Raw genomic sequence first — 17686 nt, forward strand, 5'->3', positions numbered from 1 at the left:
TCTGAGCAGGGTCTTGCCCGAGCGGGACCAGCCGGGCTTGGCGGGTGGGAGGGGAGCGGTCAGAATGGGGGCATGCCCACGTACGCGTACCGATGTCGGGAGTGTGCGACCGAGTTCGAGCGCGCCCGGCCGATGAGTGAGTCCTCGTCCGCGACGCCGTGCCCGGACGGCCACGCCGACACGGTGAAGCTGTTGACCACTGTCGCGCTGACCGGCCGGGCCGGCGGTGGAGCGTCGGCGCCGGCAGCAGGGGGCGGATGTTGCGGCGGAGGTTGCTGCGGTTGACCGCAAACGTCGATGCAGGGCCATTCGCTTTGCCCACCACTCGACCCGCGACTGGCCGCATCGACGCGCTCGGTTGGGTGCTCGTACGCGACCGCCGACTGCTGTCGGTGCGTACGAAGGGCAAGGAGAAGTTCTACTTGCCTGGCGGCAAGCGCGAGCCTGGCGAGAGTGACGTCGTGGCGTTGTGCAGAGAAGTACGCGAAGAACTCGGCGTCGAGCTGGACCCGCTGACCTTCAGCTTCTTCGCGGTCCTGGACGTGCAGGCGGACGGGTTCGCCGCCGGCCACCTGGTCCACCAGGTGTCGTACACAGCCGACTTCGCCGGCGAGCTCGCCCCGGGTGCCGAGATCGCCGAACTCGACTGGCTGACCTCGGTGGACGCGGATCGATGCCCGCCGGCGGGGCGACGTATACTTGAGGTTCTCCGCGAGGCTGACACTGTCGACTAAACGCTGTCGATTGACGCTTCACCGACAAAACGGCATATAACGCCGACCGCTTTGTCATGTCAAGGGTGTCCAGCGGGGGCGATTGGATAACACCACTGAGTGCGGCGTACACTTCTTGGTTGGCGCTCGACGTCCGTTATGGAGTCGTGTCGCACTCCGGGGACCAGCCTAACCGGCGGGTCCCGACAAGTTTTGGTACGACACGATTGCGGAGGACATGCCGAAGAAGGACGGCGCCATCGAGATCGAGGGTCGGGTGGTCGAACCGCTGCCGAACGCGATGTTTCGCGTGGAGCTGCAGAACGGTCACAAGGTCCTTGCCCACATCAGCGGGAAGATGCGGCAGAACTACATTCGTATCCTGCCTGAGGACAGGGTCGTCGTGGAGCTCTCTCCTTACGACCTCACGCGTGGGCGCATCGTCTACCGCTACAAGTAACAACCCCACTTCATTAGGTTCCCGCTGGTCACGCGGCTGGCTGGGCGCAAGAGGAGAAACGCGGCCGTGAAGGTTCAGCCGAGCGTGAAGAAGATCTGCGACAAGTGCAAGGTGATCCGCCGGCACGGTCGCGTGATGGTGATCTGCAGCAACCTGCGGCACAAGCAGCGGCAGGGCTGATCCCAGCTCATCAGTACGTCCAGATATTCGCGTCACTCCCGATCAAGCCGATCGGGACACCTTCGGTCGGAGGCCGAAGCCCCGCGGGACTCCCGGGGACAGTGACGTGACAGACCTCCGTGCAGCTGTTAGGAGCAAGTCCGAGCATGGCTCGTATCTCCGGCGTTGACCTCCCCCGCGAGAAGCGGCTCGAGGTGGCGCTGACCTACATCTTCGGAGTGGGTCGCACCCGGTCCCTGCAGACCATCAAGGCGACCGGGACCAACCCCGACGCCCGCGTAAGGGACCTCTCCGACGACGAGCTGGTCCGGCTCCGCGACCACATCGAGGGCAACTTCAAGGTCGAGGGTGACCTCCGCCGCGAGGTGGCGGCGGACATTCGCCGCAAGATCGAGATCGGTTGCTACCAGGGCATCCGGCACCGCCGCGGACTCCCGGTCCACGGGCAGCGCACGCACACCAACGCGCGCACCCGCAAGGGACCGAAGAAGACCGTGGCCGGCAAGAAGAAGACCGGCAAGAAGTAACCCTGCTCTTCCGATTCCCTCGATTCTTGGAGTTACAAGCAAATGCCCCCGAAGGCACGTACCGCCGGCGCCAAAAAGGTTCGCCGCAAAGAGAAGAAGAACATCGCGCACGGTCACGCGCACATCCGCAGCACGTTCAACAACACGATCGTGTCGATCACCGACCCGACCGGTGCGGTGATCGCGTGGGCCTCCGCCGGCCACGTCGGCTTCAAGGGTTCGCGTAAGTCGACCCCGTTCGCCGCCCAGCTGGCCGCCGAGTCCGCCGCCCGCAAGGCGCAGGAGCACGGCATGCGCAAGGTCGACGTGTTCGTGAAGGGCCCGGGTTCGGGCCGCGAGACCGCGATCCGTTCGCTGCAGGCCACCGGCCTGGAGGTGGGCACCATCCAGGACGTCACCCCGATGCCGCACAACGGCTGCCGGCCGCCCAAGCGCCGCCGGGTCTGACCCACGACTTCGCCCGGTCGTACGAGACTGGGCCCGCCGGGGGCGAGAACCGAGACTCGCCCCCGCACCCCTCGAGGCGTCATATGGCGGACGCCCGAGACCGTAGGAGGAAACAGTGCTGATCACTCAGCGCCCCACCCTGACCGAGGAATCGGTCGACGAGTTCCGCTCCCGGTTCATCATCGAGCCGCTGGAGCCGGGCTTCGGCTACACCCTGGGCAACTCGATGCGGCGTACGCTGCTGTCGTCGATCCCGGGTGCGTCGGTCACCAGCATCAAGATCGACGGCGTGCTGCACGAGTTCACCACCGTGCCGGGCGTCAAGGAAGACGTGACCGAGCTGATCCTGAACCTGAAGGGTCTGGTCGTCAGCTCCGAGGTCGACGAGCCGGTCACCATGTATCTGCGCAAGCAGGGCCCCGGTGACGTGACCGCCGCGGACATCGCGCCGCCGGCCGGTGTCACCGTGCACAACCCCGAGCTGCACATCGCGAGCATCAACGCCAAGGGCCGGCTCGAAATCGAGCTGACCGTCGAGCGTGGCCGCGGGTATGTCTCGGCCGTGCAGAACAAGCAGCCCGGCCAGGAGATCGGCCGGATCCCGATCGACTCGATCTACTCGCCGGTGCTCAAGGTCACGTACAAGGTCGAGGCCACCCGAGTCGAGCAGCGGACCGACTTCGACAAGCTGATCGTCGACGTCGAGACGAAGAAGTCGATCACCCCGCGGACCGCGCTGGCCTCCGCCGGCTCCACCCTGGTGGAGCTGTTCGGCCTCGCCCGCGAGCTGGACGAGACCGCTGAGGGCATCGACATCGGCCCGTCGCCGACGGACGCGGCACTGGCCGCGGACCTGGCGCTGCCGATCGAGGAGCTGGACCTGACGGTCCGCTCGTACAACTGCCTCAAGCGCGAAGGCATCCACACGGTCGGTGAGCTGGTCACTCGCAGCGAGGCCGATTTGCTGGATATAAGGAATTTCGGCGCCAAGTCCATCGACGAGGTCAAGGTCAAGCTCTCCGGCCTCGGCCTGGCGCTGAAGGACTCGCCACCCGGGTTCGACCCGGCCAACGTCGTCGACACGTTCTCCGACGCGGGGTACGACGACGGCGCCGACTATGCCGAAACCGAGCAGCTGTAAGGCTGTAGCTGCCCGGGCGTGCCGCCCGGGTTTCTGACGAGGAGCAAGAAATGCCCACCCCCACCAAGGGACCCCGCTTCGGCGGCAGCCCGGCGCACGAGCGGCTGATCCTGGCCAACCTGGCCACCTCGCTGTTCGACCACGGGCGGATCACCACCACCGAGGCCAAGGCCAAGCGGCTGCGGCCGTTGGCGGAACGGCTGATCACCTTCGCCAAGCGCGGCGACCTGCACGCCCGGCGCCGGGTGCTGACGGTGGTACGCGACCGCGATGTGGTGCACAAGCTGTTCGCCGACATCGGCCCGCAGTTCGCTGAGCGCCCGGGCGGCTACACCCGCATCGTCAAGGTCGGTAACCGCAAGGGCGACAACGCCCCGATGGCGGTCATCGAGCTGGTCGAGGGCCAGACCATCGCCCAGACGGCGGTCGGCGAGGCCGAGCGGGCCCGTGGCACCCGGTTCGCCCGGCGTGGCAAGGCCGACGCGGTCGAGGCGCTCGCCGGCGACACCGACGAGGCCGTCGAGACCACCGAGGAACAGCCGGCGGTTGACGCCACCGCGTCCGACCTCGAGGTCAGCGAGGACCCGAGCGCGGCCGGCCCGTACGGCGACGGCTCGGCCGAGCCGAAGGCTGACGGCTCCGCGCCGGAAGGCTTCCCGGTCAAGGGCAACAAGGACTCGATGAAGTTCCACACCGAGGACAGCCCGTATTACGACCGTACGGTCGCCGAGGTCTACTTCGCCTCCGCTGAGGCCGCCGAAGCCGCTGGCTTCGAGGCCACCGCGGCGGAGAAGGACTGAGAAACATCAGCGACGAGCCCGTTCTCCCCGTTGGGGAGGGCGGGCTCGTCCGTTTACGTCTGGACATCTCGTACGACGGCACCGGCTTCTCCGGCTGGGCGGTCCAGCCTGGCCTTCGGACGGTCGCCGGTGAGCTGATCGAGGCGCTGGGCAAGCTGCTGCCCGGCGCTGAGCGGCCAGTGGTGGCTGGCCGTACGGACGCCGGCGTGCACGCGAGCGGCCAGGTGGCGCATGTCGACGTGCCGGTGCCCGCGTACGAGGCGCGGGCGCAGAAGCTGGTCCGGCGCTTTGCGGGCGTATTGCCGCCCGACGTACGGGTGCGTGCCGTGCGAGTGGCGCCGGCGGACTTCGATGCCCGGTTTTCGGCGCTGCGCCGGCACTATCGCTACCGGATCACGGATGCGGACTGGGGCGCCGACCCGTTGCACCGGCATGGGATCGCCCGCTGGCCGCGGGCGTTGGACGTCCCGTTGATGGCCGAGGCAGCGGCCGGGCTGCTTGGATTGCACGACTTCGCCGCGTACTGCCGGCGCCGGGAAGGTGCCACCACGGTCCGCGAGCTGCAGCGACTGGAGGTCGTACGAACAACGCAAGACGGGACCATCGAGATCGCCGCGTCCGCGGACGCCTTCTGCCATTCGATGGTGCGCAGCCTCGTCGGTGCCCTGTTGGCGGTCGGTGACGGCCGGCACGAGGCGCCCTGGCCGGGCAGCCTGCTGACCCGGCGGGAGCGTGCTGGCGCGGTCGTGGTGGCGCCGGCGGCCGGGCTGACGTTGCTGTGCGTCGACTACCCGGATGACGCCGAACTCGCCGCTCGCGCGATCCTCACTCGGCGCGTACGGGAAGCCCCGCAAACGTGACCTGATGTCAGGGGGAAGCCGGTTACGCTGCATCGGTGACCTCCTCGGACGAGTCCCGGCCGCCGGAGCCCGGTGCGGCGGAGCCGTCCGGCGAGGACGTCACCAGGTCGGTGGACTGGTCGAAGGCGTGGGCGCTGCCGCCTCCGGTGCCGGCTCAGCAACCGCACCAGCAAACGCAGCCGTCGGCGTACGGGCCGCCGTCCGAGCCAGGCGCCGAATGGCTGCGGCCGGCCGGTTCGCCGTGGCAGCCGCCGGCCCAGCTGCCGCCACGGCCGGCCCCGCCACCAGCGCAGCCGGCTCAGCAGGCCCCGCCGCCATGGGACCGTCGGCCGGCGCCGAAGCCGCCGAAGAAGCCGCGGACCGGTCCGAGCCCCGCGGTGGTCCGAGGGCTGGTCGGGCTCGCGGTCGCCGTCGTGCTGATCGGCGGTGCCACCGGCGCGGTCGTCTTCGCTCGATCGCGTACGGGCCCCGGGCCGACTCCCACCGCGCCCCCGACAGCCGCGTCGGCCAAGCCGTCGGCGAGCCCGGCCGGCCGGATCGACATCGCCACCCGGGCCGGTGATCCGCGGCCGTTCAGCACCGCTGAGCTGTTCCCGAACGCCACCGAGACGGTCAGCGGCCGCGGCTACCGCCTGCTGGCCAGCCAACCCGTCCAGGACTGCCGGCAGGCGGCCGCCGGCACCGCCGCGACCATGCTGGGCCAGCTGGGCTGCAATCAGGTCGTACGCGGCACGTGGGCGGACTCCGCCGGCCGGTACGTCATCACCGTCGGACTCGCGAACCTGCCGACCACCGCGGCCGCCCAGCAGGTGATCGCGGTCCTGCGCGACCCCGCCAAAGGGTCCTTCCTGCCGTACCCAGTGGCCGGAACGTCGGCCGCCGGCTTCGACGGCCACAGCCCGACCGTCGTCGGTTGGCAGGCCCAGGGCCACTACCTGGTCTTCTCGGTCGCCGCGCTGGCCGGCGGCCAACCCGCCACCGTCTCGGACCCCGACCTTCGCCAGGCCACCGCCGATCTGCGGTCGCTGGTCGGCAACGCCCTGCTGCACCGCGCCATCACTGGGTAGGTCTTTGTCCGTCGACAAGCCCAACCGCTGTGGCCGTTGTTCAGTCAGGCCAGACCAAATGACCCCCCGCCCAACGGAACATCCTTGCCTCGTACCAAAAAAGGCCCCCGCGAAATCTCGCGAGGGCCTTTCAGGTCTGACCGCGAACTACTGCCGCAGGTTCAAAATCAGCGTGATGTTGGCCAACAGCGCCTGTCCCATCGCGCTCGCGGTCGGGTCGGTGGTGTTGGTCGTCGCGCCGTCAGCGCGGGCGACGATGCTCCACCCGATGTAGTGACCGCGGTTGCGGTTGGAACAGATGACCACGCTGGCCGCGGTGTTGTTGAAGTTGGCGGCGGGGCCACCGGCGACCTTCAGCGGGGTCCAGAAGCCCTTGTTCGGGTCGGCGAAAATCGCCTGGCCGACCGAGGAGGCGCTGGCTTCGTCGAGCATGTTGGCGATGCCGACGGTCGCCACGTATTTGCGCGTGCTGTCGGTGTAGGTGGCCCGCAGGACCTGGCTGCAGTTGCTCTTCGCCATGGCGATCGTCGCGGTGCCGCTGGTCGCGAAGGTGCAGGTGGGAGACGCTTCGGCGCCGAGCTTGGTGTAGCTGCGGCCTTCCTGGACGACAGTGTCCATGCCGAAGAGCTCGCTGACCGTCACCGGCCGTGGGTCCTCGGCCCGGGTGGAGATGCCGTGGGTGGCGGCCGCCGACGGGCTCGGGCTGCTGCCCTGGCTCGGGCCAGGCCCGCCGCTGGCGGTCGGGTTCGGCTTCGGGCTCGCGGTGGTCGACTTGTAGATCAGGAATCCGCCGCCGCCGCAAAGCAGCAGCAAGAGGACCACGCCGACGACGCTGAGGGTGATGATCAGGCCGCCGCGGCTCTTGGGCGGTGGCGGCGGGGCGCCATACCCGGGCTGCCCGTACGGAGGCGCGGATGCCTGCCCGTACGGAGGCGACGAGGCCTGTCCGTAGGGCACCCCGGAGGGCTGTCCGTATGCGGACGCCGCCGGCTGCCCATAAGGATCCTGCTGCCCGTACGGAGGGGCAGACTGCTGACCATAGGGATCCTGCTGGCCGTAGGTGGTCGGCTGCCCGTACGGTTCCGCCGCCGGCTGCTGGCCGTACTGGTCCTGCGGTGGCTGCGACTGCCCGTACGGATCGGACTGCGGCGGCTGCTGTGGCTGCCCGTACGGATCGGCCTGCGGCGGCTGCTGCGGCTGCCCATAAGGGTCCGCGGCCGGGGTGCCGTAACCGGGAGCGCCCGACGTCGGATCCTGGCCAGGTTGGGGTTGGCCGGAATTCCAGCTCGTGGTGGGCGGCGTTGGCTGCTGTCCACCGTACGGGTCCTTGTTGTACGGATCGCTCCCGTACGGCTGACCCTGCCCGCTGGCATTCGGGTCATACGTCATTCTGGTGCTCCTCGGTCCGAGACACGTGCGACATCGCGTCGCAAGTGAGGGTAGCGCCCCGGTGCACGAGATCGTGACCAGATGGTTGTGTCCACAGACCGCGAACGACGCTCCCAGAAGCTGGCCGCGAAAACTCAGCTGTGCAAACGGCCGAAGTCGGTCACACTCCCTATCCTGTGGGACATATTGAGGTTTCCGGACTTGGACTGACGCTGCCGGACGGCCGGGTGCTGTTCGACGGCGTCTCGTTCCGGGTCGGTGACGGCGCGAAGGTGGCGCTGGTCGGCGCGAACGGAACGGGCAAGACAACGCTGCTGCGGATCATCGCCGGCGACCTGCCGGCCGCCGCCGGCGCGGTGGTGAGCAGCGGCGGCCTGGGCGTGATGCGGCAGTTCATCGGGTCGATCCGGGACGAGCTGACCGTCGGCGAGTTGCTCGCCTCACTGGCCCCGCCGGGCATCCGGGGCGCCGCCGAACGAGTCGAGGCGGCCGAGGTGCGGATGGTCACCCAGGACGACGAGCCGTCTCAAGTGGCGTACGCGAACGCCTTGGCCGCGTGGGGCGACGCAGGTGGGTACGACGCGGAGGTGCTGTGGGACACCGTCACGGTGGCCGCGCTGGGGATCCCGTACGACCGGTGCCGGTATCGCAGGATGGCGACGCTGTCCGGCGGCGAGCAGAAGCGGCTGGCCGCCGAGGCGCTGTTGCGCGGCCCGGACGAGGTGCTGTTGCTGGACGAGCCGGACAACTATCTGGACGTACCAGGGAAAAGGTGGCTCGAAGAGCAGTTGGTGGCCTCGCCCAAGACCGTTCTTTATGTGAGCCACGACCGGGAGTTGCTGGCCCGTACGGCCACTCGGGTGATCACCGTCGAGGGCGGCACCGGGTGGACGCATCCGGGTGGTTTCGGCACGTACCACGACGCCCGGCAGGCCCGGCACGACTCGCTGGACGAGCAGCGCCGGCGCTGGGACGAGGACCACGCCAAGCTGAAGGCGTTGGTGCTGATGTACCGGCAGAAAGCCAAATACAACTCCGACATGGCGTCCCGGCTGCAGTCCGCCAAGACCCGGCTGGACAAGTTCGAGGAGGCCGGCCCGCCAGAAGCCAAGCCGCGTGCGCAGAACGTCCAGATGCGGCTGCGCGGTGGGCGTACGGGCAAACGCGCGTTGGTCTGCGAGCAGCTCGAGCTGACCGGGTTGATGAAACCGTTCAACCTGGAGGTTTTCTTCGGCGAACGGGTCGCCGTGCTCGGCTCGAACGGCTCCGGCAAGTCCCATTTCCTGCGGCTGTTGGCCGGCGGTGGCACTCACCGGGAGGGGGCGCTGGAGGAGATCGCGGCCGTCCCACACACCGGCCTGGCCCGGCTCGGCGCCCGCGTACTCCCCGGACTTTTCGCGCAGACACACGATCATCCGGAGCTCGTCGACCGTACGTTGGTGGACATCCTGTGGCGCGGCGACGACCACCGCAACGGAATGGACCGGCATGGCGCGATGCGGTCGCTGTCCCGCTATGAGCTGGACCATCAGGGCGACCAGCTTTTCGGTACGTTGTCAGGTGGCCAGCAGGCACGTTTCCAGATTTTGTTGCTGGAGCTGGCAGGTGCCACCATGTTGTTGCTGGACGAGCCGACCGACAACCTCGACCTGCATTCCGCGCAAGCCCTGCAGGACGGCCTGGAATCGTTTGAGGGCACCGTTTTAGCGGTCACCCACGACCGCTGGTTCGCCCGTACTTTCGACCGATACCTGGTTTTCGGCTCGGATGGCCGGGTTTATGAGTCCGACGACCCAGTGTGGGACGAAGGCCGCGTCGACCGGGCCCGGTGAGTCTATGGCCGCTGAGCTGTTGGCCGCTGAGCTGTTGGCCGCAGTGCCTGCGGCGGCGCATCCGGTTCACGTCGCCGGGCGCCCAAAGGGCGGGCACCCCACCGCCGTGAACCGGGCCGGCCTTCGGCCGGCGCGCGGGGGTGGCGGGGTGGGTGGGCGGCCCAGTTGTTGGCTGCTCAGGTGTTGGGCGCAGTGGCTGCGGTGGCGCGGGGTGGCTGGCCGCGTCAGCGTGCGACGAGAACCAGGTAGCAGGTCCGGCGGCGGGGCGGGTGTGACCATGTCCACCTGCGCAGCGGGTGTGCTGCGGCGGCTGGCGTGCGGTGATCGCGGTGCGAACGTAGTTGTTCGTACCGGCGACTGGATCCAGCGCCTGTCCACCTGCTGGGAATCGGGGCCCGATTTCCCGGATCCTGACCGCGCGCTCTTACACTTTGCGTAGTAGCTGGCCGGTCGAGGAGGGTACGGGTGACGAGGGATTCCATTCGCGGGTCGTCCGATCGCGGCATTCTCATCTTGACCAGCTTGATGCAGGCACCCAAGCATGGTTACGCGCTGATCAAGGACATCGAGGACTTCGCCGGCGTCCGGTTGGGGCCGGGGACGCTGTATGGCGCGTTGGCGAAGCTGGAGGCAGCGGGGCTGGTGGAGTCGTTGCCGGCCGGCGACCGGCGGCGGCCATACCGGATCACGGCGGCCGGTCAGGAGCAGTTGCGTGAGCGGCTGACCGAGGCGGCGCGGATCGCCGAGGTCGGGCTGGCGCGCATCGCGGCGGCCGGCGCGTCGTGATCGAGCGGCTGCTGCGGTGCTATCCGCCCAGGTGGCGGGACCGGTACGGACGCGAAGTCGGTTGGCTGGTCACCGATCTCATCGAGGCGGGCGAGCTGACGCCGGTACGCGCCGGGCTGGACCTCGTCGTTGCCGCGGCCGCGGCGTGGTGGCAGGTCATCGCCGATCGAGCGGTCCTTCTGCGGCTGTGCGCGGTGTTGGTGATCGGCGGCGGACTCGCGCTGCTACTGGCCTGGCTCGCTCCGGCGGGGCCGATCGGGACGTACGTGGGCGCCCATCCAGGTGGACTGCTCGTGCTGCTCATCCAGGTCGGGTGGCTGGTGACCGAGGCCGCCGAGTTCCGACGCGGCCGGCGGTCGCGGCATTGGCGCGAAGGTCCGCGTCCGAACCGAAGCACGTACTGGTGTGCGTTGTCCGCCTGCGTACTGGCTGGAACGGCGGTGATCAATCTGGCGCCGGTCGCCATCCAGGTCGCCGCGATCCGCCCCGGCATGCCCGTACAGGTCGCCGGAGCCGCGCTGATCCTGGCCGGGACCGCGCTGCGGGAACGGGCGTTCCGCGCATTGGGTGGCCGGTATTGCAGCTTTGCCGTCAAGGTCACCGCCGATCAACCGATCGTGTCGACCGGCCCATACCGGCTGCTGCGCCATCCCGGACACGCCGGCATGCTGCTGGCCTGCGCCGGCGTCGGTGCCCTCACCGCCAACTGGGTCGCAATCGTCACGCAGGTGCTGCTGTCGCTCACCTTCGTCGTGTGGTGCGCCCGTGTCGAAGAAAACGCGATGCTGGCGGCGCTCGGCGACCGCTACCGCGACTATGCCGCGTCCCGCAAACGGCTCGTGCCGCTGCTCTGGTGACCGCGACTATTACACTTTCCGATATAGTTTGCCGCGATGAACACGTACGAGGTCGCCGCGGCGACACACGCCACCAGCCCGTCCCTGATTTCGGCAGCGTTGACGCTGGCCATCCTCGTGTTGGTCGTGGTGACGCGGATCCGCGGCCGACAGCTGCGACCGGAGCGGATGCTGATCCTGCCGCTCGTACTGATGGCTCTGGGCTTGGCCGCGACCATCCCGCCAGCTCTGAACTCGCACCTGCAGACAATCGACTACGCCGTCATCGCCGGTGACGTGTTGCTGTCGATCGTTCTGGGCGGCATCCGCGGATACACCGTCGTGCTCTATCGCCACCAGGACACGACCTGGTATCGCTACGGGCCGCTAACCGTGGTCCTGTGGGTGCTGTCGATTGTGCTGCGCATTGTCCTGGCGGCGGCGGGCAGTGTGCTGGGCGCCACCTCGATCATCACCGGCAACAGCCTGCTGTTCTGGCTCGGCATCACCCTCCTGACGCAGAACATCCTCCTGCTCATCCGGTCGTCTCCATCGAGCGCATCGCTGCAACCTTCGCCAACCGAACCGATGATCAAGAAAGTGCGTTAGCAGCTCGGGAACGCCCCATTCCGCACCCTGCGGGCCGCGTACCAGGTCCGCTGGCCGTCCGGGTTGTGACCATGTCCACCTGCGCAGCGGGTGTGCTGGGGCGGCTGGCGTGAGTCAATGGTTGTCATGGGTCTTTCCGTGCCGCCCGCTGCGGTTACCCGGGAGTTCACCTCGCTCTATGTCGAGCACGACCGGGACGAATGGCGGGCCCTGGCCGAGGCGGAGCCGCTGCCGCTCACGCTGACCGAGATCGAGCGGCTGCGCGGCCTCGGCGACCATCTTGACCTGGACGAGGTCGGCACGGTCTACCTGCCGCTGTCCAGGTTGCTCAGCATGTACGTGGCGAACACCCAGCGGCTCTGGGACGCGCAGCGGCGCTTCTTGGGCTCGGCCGAGCCCAAGGTGCCGTTCGTGATCGCGGTGGCCGGCTCGGTGGCGGTCGGCAAGTCGACCACCGCCCGGCTGCTGCAGGCGCTGCTGTCCCGCTGGCCGGACCATCCGCGAGTGGAGTTGGTCACCACCGACGGCTTCCTGCACCCCAACTCCACCCTGATCGCGCGCAACCTGCTGCACCGGAAGGGCTTCCCGGAGGCGTACGACCGGCGTGCCCTGGTCCGCTTCCTGGCCGAGGTGAAGGCCGGCCGGGCCGAGGTGCACGCGCCGGTCTACTCACATCTGGTGTACGACATCGTGCCGGGCCAGGTGCAGACCGTCCGGCAGCCGGACATCCTGATCCTGGAAGGCCTGAACGTGCTGCAGCACGGCACCGATGGTACGGGCCGGCTTCCCAAGGTCTTTTTGAGCGATTTCTTCGATTTCTCGGTCTACGTGGACGCACTCGAAGCGGACGTGAAGTCCTGGTACATGCACCGGTTCCTGAAACTGCGGGAGACCGCTTTCCGTGATCCGACGTCGTACTTCCGCCGCTACGCCGAGCTCAGCCACGATCAGGCGATGGCCACCGCGGAGTCGTTGTGGGAGCAGATCAACGGGCCGAACCTGCGGGAGAACATCGCGCCGACCCGTTCCCGGGCCCGCCTGGTGCTGACGAAAGGCGTCGACCACACGGTGCGTAGAATCAGGCTCCGACGGCTCTAGGCCTACCTGTTTTGACCCTCGCGGAGACGGCCAGGTATTGTTAATGGTCGTTGCGTGATGAGCCGCTTTAGCGTGCCCGGGCTGGCAGCAGCCGATGGGCCACCGGTCGATCGCGCGGAAGATGACCACTAGCAGAAAGACTCCTCTGGCAGCCGCCGGCGGATTCCCTGTCACGAGACGAGAGCAAGGTAGGCCTGTGCGTACGTACAGCCCGAAGCCGGGTGACGTTCAGCGTCAGTGGCTCGTAATCGACGCCAACGACGTGGTTCTGGGTCGGCTCGCCACCCAGGTTGCCCGGTTGCTGCGCGGCAAGCACAAGGCGACGTTCGCGCCGCACGTCGACGGCGGTGATTTCGTCGTCGTGGTGAACGCCAGCAAGATCGCGCTGACCGGCCAGAAGCGGGAGCAGAAGGTCGCGTACCGGCACTCCGGCTACCCGGGTGGCCTGCGCAAGGTGGCCTACAGCGACCTGCTGGCGCAGCGCCCGGAGCGGGCCGTCGAGCTGGCGGTCAAGGGCATGCTGCCCAAGAACACCCTCGGCCGGCAGATGCTGCGCAAGCTCAAGGTCTACGGCGGTCCCGACCACCCGCACCAGGCACAGCAGCCCACCGAGTTCCAGCTCACCCAGGTCGCGCAGTAGACCTGTCCACCAGCGTCGAGAAGGAAAGTGGCAGCGTGACTGCTCCATCTGTTAGCCCCACCGTTACACCGGCCGTCGCCTCCGGCGCGCCCGTACAGACCGTCGGCCGGCGCAAGGAAGCGATCGTTCGCGTCCGCCTGTTGCCCGGCACCGGAAAGTTCACGCTCAATGGCAAGACGCTTGAGCAGTACTTCCCGAACAAGGTCCACCAGCAGCTCATCAGTGAGCCGTTCGTCACCCTTGAGCGAGTCGAGCAGTTCGACGTGATCGCCAGGCTGCACGGCGGCGGCGTCTCCGGCCAGGCCGGCGCGCTGCGCCTGGGCATCGCCCGCGCGCTCATCGAGCTGGACCCGGACGACCGCCCGGCGCTGAAGAAGGCCGGCTTCCTCACTCGTGACCCGCGGGTCAAGGAGCGGAAGAAGTACGGTCTGAAGAAGGCACGTAAGGCGCCGCAGTACTCCAAGCGGTAGGAAAGTGGGCCGTGGCGGTACGGAGCCGGCATTTGCGGTCGGCTCAGGCACCAGGAGGTAGGGCTTTAGGCCCACCGCCTGGTGCCGTCAGGCCGATCTGGCATCGCCGGATCCGGTAGACGTCCGCCAACAGCGGTCCACTCTCCCCAGACGACCTGCAACGATGCTGGGCGAGGCGGGAGATCTGATGGCGCGACTATTTGGCACCGACGGCTTGCGTGGGCTGGCGAACGGTGACCTGACGCCCGAGTTGGCGACAGCTGTTTCGGTGGCGACCGCACACGTACTGGCCGGCGGCGCCGCCGGCCCGCGGCCGGTCGCGGTGGTGGGCCGCGATCCGCGGGCCTCCAGCGAGATGCTGGAAGCCGCGGTCTGCGCGGGGATCAGCGCGGCGGGTACGGACGTGGTGCGGGTCGGCGTGCTGCCGACCCCGGCGATCGCGCACCTGGTGGCCGACACCGGTGCGGATTTCGGCATCGTGGTGTCAGCGAGCCACAACCCGATGCCCGACAACGGCATCAAGGTGTTCGCCCGTGGCGGCGCGAAGCTCCCGGACGACATCGAGGACGAGATCGAGTCGGCGCTCGTCGAGAACGCCTCTCGCGAATGGACCCGGCCAGTTGGCCGTGCCATTGGCCGGATCCGTGACCTGCCGGACGGCCGCGACCGTTACCTGGCGGCGTTGAGGGCGGCGGTACCGAACCGCTTGGACGGACTGCGCGTCGTGGTGGACTGCGCGCACGGCGCCGCGGCCGGCATCGCGCCGCAGTTCTACGCCAAAGCCGGCGCCGAGGTCATCGCGATCGGCAACGACCCGGACGGCGAGAACATCAACGACGGGGTGGGCGCGACCCACCTCGGGCCGCTGTGTGCCGCGGTCGTCGAGCACGGCGCCGACCTGGGCATCGCCCACGACGGCGACGCCGACCGCTGCCTCGCGGTGGCCGCCGACGGCAGCCCGGTGGACGGCGACGCGATTATGGCGGTCCTCGCGCTCGGCATGAAGGAAGCCGGCACCCTCGCCGCCGACACCCTGGTCGTCACGGTGATGAGCAACCTGGGCCTGCACCTGGCGATGCGCGAGCACGGCATCGACGTACTCACCACAGCCGTCGGCGACCGGTACGTGCTGGAGGCGCTCCGCGACAAGGGCCTGTCCCTGGGCGGCGAGCAGAGCGGTCACGTCGTCATGCCGGCGTACGCGACCACCGGCGACGGCCTCCTCACCGGCGTCATGCTGATGGCCCGAGTGGCCGCCACCGGCACCCCGCTCGGCGAGCTGGCGAAGGTGATGACCCGGCTGCCGCAGGAACTCATCAACGTCGCTGTCAAGGACAAAGCCGCCGCCGCCGCGTCCACCGACGTAGCCGCCGCCGTACAAGCCGCCGAAGACGAACTCTCCGGCCGCGGCCGCGTCCTCCTACGCCCCTCCGGCACCGAACGCCTCATCCGCGTCATGGTCGAAGCCGCCACCGCCGGCCAAGCCAGAACCCTCGCCGAACGCATCGCCACGGTCGTCAAGTCCGCTTCCTAGACGTGCGGCGAGGTTTGTCCCGTATCTTTACCTTCGCCGATGCTCGAGTGGTCAGGAGTTACTCGAGTCGCAGGGGCAACGGTTGAGCCCGGAGTGTGAGACTCTAATCCCGACATGTGGGAATTAGTCCGGTCAGCACATCCCGCTGTTCTTATTGGGACTGGTGGGATCAACTTTCACCACCAGTAACCGGATTCTGCAAATACCGCCGCCACCTATGTCCGATTGTAACGATGTTGCCCATCCAGAGCCCCAAAATCGGCAACAGCGTTCCAATCGGACATACCCCCACCCAGTACCGGGTCACCCACAGTCAAAAGCCGCACCCACACAGGCCTTGAACCACCCCACGAACGTGACGCTGGTTCGTCCTCCCCGCTGACGGGGAGAACGAACCTCGCCACCCCGTACCCCACCCGTCGATCCCGTTCTTCCTTGAGGCTCCGCCCGAAGGGCACCACACCACCCCATCGCACGCCCAGCTGCACAATCGGAATCCGATTGTGCAGCTCTACATAGGGTGCGGCGCGAAACTGTCGTACCCACCCCCAAAAATCACCCCCACCCAGTGACGGGTGGGGGGCGGGTTCGAGGACCAATGTTCAACTAAAAATTAAGGTCTACCTCTCGACCCACCCCCCGCCCGTTCAAAGGGAGGGGGAAAGAAAAACAGACACCTACGACAATTTCGCGCCGCACCCACCCGCAGCGGGCCACGGAAATGTCACAAAAGATGAGCGTCGGTGGGGTTCCCGGTGTCATGGACAAAATCAGGGCTGCGGTGGAAGGCCTCGTAAAAGTACGTCCAGGAGCAGCTCAAAGGCGGGCAGTCGGGTCGCGCTGGCTGGTTGTACGTATCGCGCCTGGCCTTGTTCTGCAGCTATCCAGCCCAGGACGGTGACGCCGAAGATATACCAGGTTTGGTGGGCCTGCTCGGGGGTCAGGCCGGCGCCGGCGAGGGCGGTGATGGCGCGGCTGTGCAGGCGGTCGTGGGCGGCGTCGCGGTGGGCTTGGGTGACGGCCAGTCGGCTGGCGTGGCCGGGGGCGCTCATCAGCTCGGCATGCATGCGTACGGCGACGGTGGTGAGCCAGCCGCGCCAGTCGCCGTCGACGGGATCCCCCTCGGGCAGCGTCTTGTCGACGGTCACGGCGCTGATCAGGTCCAGCAGCTCCTCGCGGCTCGACACCCAGCCATAAAGCGTCGAGTGAGTCACTCCGAGCCGTTCGGCCAGCCCGCGCATGGTCAGTGACTCCAGGTCGAACTCCAGTGCGGCCGCCACGATCCGCTCGCGGCTAAGGCGCGGCGGGCGGCCGCGGCTGGGGCGTCCGACTGGATCCATCCCAGCACTGTAGCCAAAGATTTAACGACCACTGGTCGGAAAGTCTGATACCGTGCTTTTGAACCAAAACTTGGGAGGCTTTGATGACTCGCAGTGCCCCGGTCGGAGTTGGTCTGACCGCGCTTGCCATGGCCCAGGAACGCCGGATCGAAAGCCGCCGGGCGGATCGGCTGTTCGAGGATCCGCTGGCCGAGGCGTTCGTCCTCGCCGCGGCCGGTACGGGCGACGACTCCGGTGTGCCCGGTCTTGGCGGCGACCTGGGGGTGGGAGACCTGGTGCCGGAGATGTGCGGATTCGTGCCGCTGAGAACCAGGTATTTCGATGATCAACTACGGGATGCCGTACGAGCGGACCTCCGTCAGATCGTGATCCTCGCGGCCGGCCTGGACGGCCGGGCATACCGGCTGGACTTGCCGCCGGACGTCAGCGTTTTCGAGCTCGACACGCCTGACCTGATGGCGTTCAAGGCGCCGGTGGTCGAGGCCGCCGGTGTACGGCCCAATGGCCCGCACTCGGTGATCGGAGTGGACCTGCGGGAGGACTTCGGGCCGGCCTTGCTGTCGGCTGGGTTTGAGCCGGCGGAGCGTACGTTGTGGCTGGTCGAAGGCCTGCTGCCGTATTTGCGCCTGGCGGATATCGACCTGCTGATGGCCCGTGTCGGCGGGCTCAGCCGCGCCGGCAGCCGGATGGTCACAGACGAGATGACGACCGGCATCGACGCGATGATCGGCGGTCGCGCCGAGGTCGCCGCGCTGACCCGGGTGGGTGCCAGCTGGCTGTCTCGGATAGACGACCCGGTCGGCTGGTTTGCCAGTCACGGCTGGAAAGCGCGAGTCGCGGACATGGACGCCTTCGCGGCCGGGCTGGGCCGGGACCGGCCACCGATGCTGGACGCGCGGGACGCGATGGCGGCGGTCTGGGTGGCGGCCGCGGAGCTGGGCTGAGCACGCCTCCTCC

The 17686-nt window shown here is 68.2% G+C and carries 20 protein-coding genes and 1 pseudogene; 19 read left to right on the top strand and 2 right to left on the bottom strand.

Annotated features, from left to right (window positions below):
• Nucleotides 1-72: 72 nt before the first annotated feature.
• The 10 genes from ABD301_RS08605 to ABD301_RS08650 all read left to right on the top strand — a co-directional run bounded on the left by ABD301_RS08605 (nucleotide 73) and on the right by ABD301_RS08650 (nucleotide 6195).
• On the top strand, nucleotides 73-285 hold the full coding sequence (locus tag ABD301_RS08605) for an FmdB family zinc ribbon protein (protein ID WP_344308728.1): 213 nt from the start codon (nucleotides 73-75) through the stop codon (nucleotides 283-285).
• Nucleotides 282-734 carry an NUDIX hydrolase gene (locus tag ABD301_RS08610; RefSeq protein ID WP_279579810.1) on the top strand — a complete coding sequence of 151 codons (453 nt, stop codon included), beginning with the start codon at nucleotides 282-284 and terminating at the stop codon, nucleotides 732-734. Before ABD301_RS08605 ends, ABD301_RS08610 begins: the two co-directional genes overlap by 4 nt.
• A 217-nt stretch (nucleotides 735-951) precedes the next feature.
• Complete coding sequence (gene infA / locus ABD301_RS08615; protein WP_163508549.1) at nucleotides 952-1173, top strand: translation initiation factor IF-1; 222 nt, start codon at nucleotides 952-954, stop codon at nucleotides 1171-1173.
• A gap of 66 nt (nucleotides 1174-1239) precedes the next feature.
• On the top strand, nucleotides 1240-1353 hold the full coding sequence (gene rpmJ, locus ABD301_RS08620) for a 50S ribosomal protein L36 (RefSeq protein ID WP_163508550.1): 114 nt from the start codon (nucleotides 1240-1242) through the stop codon (nucleotides 1351-1353).
• Nucleotides 1354-1499: 146 nt separating this feature from the next.
• Entirely contained in the window at nucleotides 1500-1880 is a 381-nt protein-coding gene (rpsM, locus tag ABD301_RS08625; RefSeq protein WP_344308731.1) for a 30S ribosomal protein S13, read from the top strand.
• 42 nt (nucleotides 1881-1922) lie between these two features.
• Nucleotides 1923-2327, top strand: a complete 405-nt coding sequence (gene rpsK, locus ABD301_RS08630; RefSeq protein ID WP_163567682.1) for a 30S ribosomal protein S11 — start codon at nucleotides 1923-1925, stop codon at nucleotides 2325-2327.
• Between the two features lie 115 nt (nucleotides 2328-2442).
• Nucleotides 2443-3468: a DNA-directed RNA polymerase subunit alpha gene (locus ABD301_RS08635; RefSeq protein ID WP_163567683.1), complete on the top strand. Its 1026-nt coding sequence runs from the start codon at nucleotides 2443-2445 to the stop codon at nucleotides 3466-3468.
• A 50-nt stretch (nucleotides 3469-3518) separates the two neighbouring features.
• Nucleotides 3519-4268 carry a 50S ribosomal protein L17, sunset domain variant gene (rplQ, locus tag ABD301_RS08640; protein ID WP_344308734.1) on the top strand — a complete coding sequence of 250 codons (750 nt, stop codon included), beginning with the start codon at nucleotides 3519-3521 and terminating at the stop codon, nucleotides 4266-4268.
• Between the two features lie 5 nt (nucleotides 4269-4273).
• The gene (gene truA, locus ABD301_RS08645) at nucleotides 4274-5128 is read left to right on the top strand and encodes a tRNA pseudouridine(38-40) synthase TruA (RefSeq protein ID WP_344309100.1); all 855 of its coding nucleotides are present in this window, start codon (nucleotides 4274-4276) and stop codon (nucleotides 5126-5128) included.
• Nucleotides 5129-5163: 35 nt separating this feature from the next.
• The gene (locus ABD301_RS08650; protein WP_344308736.1) at nucleotides 5164-6195 is read left to right on the top strand and encodes a hypothetical protein; all 1032 of its coding nucleotides are present in this window, start codon (nucleotides 5164-5166) and stop codon (nucleotides 6193-6195) included.
• 147 nt (nucleotides 6196-6342) lie between these two features.
• On the opposite strand, the gene ABD301_RS08655 is transcribed toward ABD301_RS08650, so the two are convergent.
• Nucleotides 6343-7584, bottom strand: a complete 1242-nt coding sequence (locus ABD301_RS08655; protein WP_163567686.1) for a hypothetical protein — start codon at nucleotides 7582-7584, stop codon at nucleotides 6343-6345.
• A 176-nt stretch (nucleotides 7585-7760) separates the two neighbouring features.
• On the opposite strand from ABD301_RS08655, the gene ABD301_RS08660 reads away from it, so the two are divergent.
• From ABD301_RS08660 to glmM, 8 genes and pseudogenes are all read left to right on the top strand, one after another.
• A complete protein-coding gene (locus ABD301_RS08660) occupies nucleotides 7761-9416 on the top strand; it encodes an ABC-F family ATP-binding cassette domain-containing protein (RefSeq protein ID WP_344308738.1) in 1656 nt (551 codons plus the stop codon).
• A gap of 465 nt (nucleotides 9417-9881) precedes the next feature.
• A complete protein-coding gene (locus ABD301_RS08665) occupies nucleotides 9882-10202 on the top strand; it encodes a PadR family transcriptional regulator (RefSeq protein ID WP_279579812.1) in 321 nt (106 codons plus the stop codon).
• Complete coding sequence (locus tag ABD301_RS08670) at nucleotides 10199-11059, top strand: methyltransferase family protein (protein ID WP_163567687.1); 861 nt, start codon at nucleotides 10199-10201, stop codon at nucleotides 11057-11059. Before ABD301_RS08665 ends, ABD301_RS08670 begins: the two co-directional genes overlap by 4 nt.
• Before the next feature lie 36 nt (nucleotides 11060-11095).
• A complete protein-coding gene (locus ABD301_RS08675; protein ID WP_163567688.1) occupies nucleotides 11096-11647 on the top strand; it encodes a DUF1453 family protein in 552 nt (183 codons plus the stop codon).
• Nucleotides 11648-11773: 126 nt separating this feature from the next.
• The gene (gene coaA / locus ABD301_RS08680; protein ID WP_344308741.1) at nucleotides 11774-12745 is read left to right on the top strand and encodes a type I pantothenate kinase; all 972 of its coding nucleotides are present in this window, start codon (nucleotides 11774-11776) and stop codon (nucleotides 12743-12745) included.
• Between the two features lie 196 nt (nucleotides 12746-12941).
• Entirely contained in the window at nucleotides 12942-13385 is a 444-nt protein-coding gene (gene rplM, locus ABD301_RS08685) for a 50S ribosomal protein L13 (RefSeq protein ID WP_163567690.1), read from the top strand.
• Nucleotides 13386-13474: 89 nt separating this feature from the next.
• A pseudogene (gene rpsI, locus ABD301_RS08690) lies at nucleotides 13475-13855 on the top strand (30S ribosomal protein S9); the annotation flags it as partial.
• A gap of 187 nt (nucleotides 13856-14042) precedes the next feature.
• Entirely contained in the window at nucleotides 14043-15389 is a 1347-nt protein-coding gene (gene glmM, locus ABD301_RS08695) for a phosphoglucosamine mutase (RefSeq protein ID WP_344308744.1), read from the top strand.
• A gap of 770 nt (nucleotides 15390-16159) precedes the next feature.
• On the opposite strand, the gene ABD301_RS08700 is transcribed toward glmM, so the two are convergent.
• Complete coding sequence (locus tag ABD301_RS08700; protein WP_344308745.1) at nucleotides 16160-16729, bottom strand: TetR/AcrR family transcriptional regulator; 570 nt, start codon at nucleotides 16727-16729, stop codon at nucleotides 16160-16162.
• Nucleotides 16730-16812: 83 nt separating this feature from the next.
• On the opposite strand from ABD301_RS08700, the gene ABD301_RS08705 reads away from it, so the two are divergent.
• The gene (locus ABD301_RS08705) at nucleotides 16813-17673 is read left to right on the top strand and encodes an SAM-dependent methyltransferase (RefSeq protein ID WP_344308746.1); all 861 of its coding nucleotides are present in this window, start codon (nucleotides 16813-16815) and stop codon (nucleotides 17671-17673) included.
• Nucleotides 17674-17686 lie beyond the last annotated feature (13 nt).

Origin of the sequence: Fodinicola feengrottensis, from assembly GCF_039530045.1 — a bacterium.
Taxonomy (GTDB): domain Bacteria; phylum Actinomycetota; class Actinomycetes; order Mycobacteriales; family HKI-0501; genus Fodinicola; species Fodinicola feengrottensis.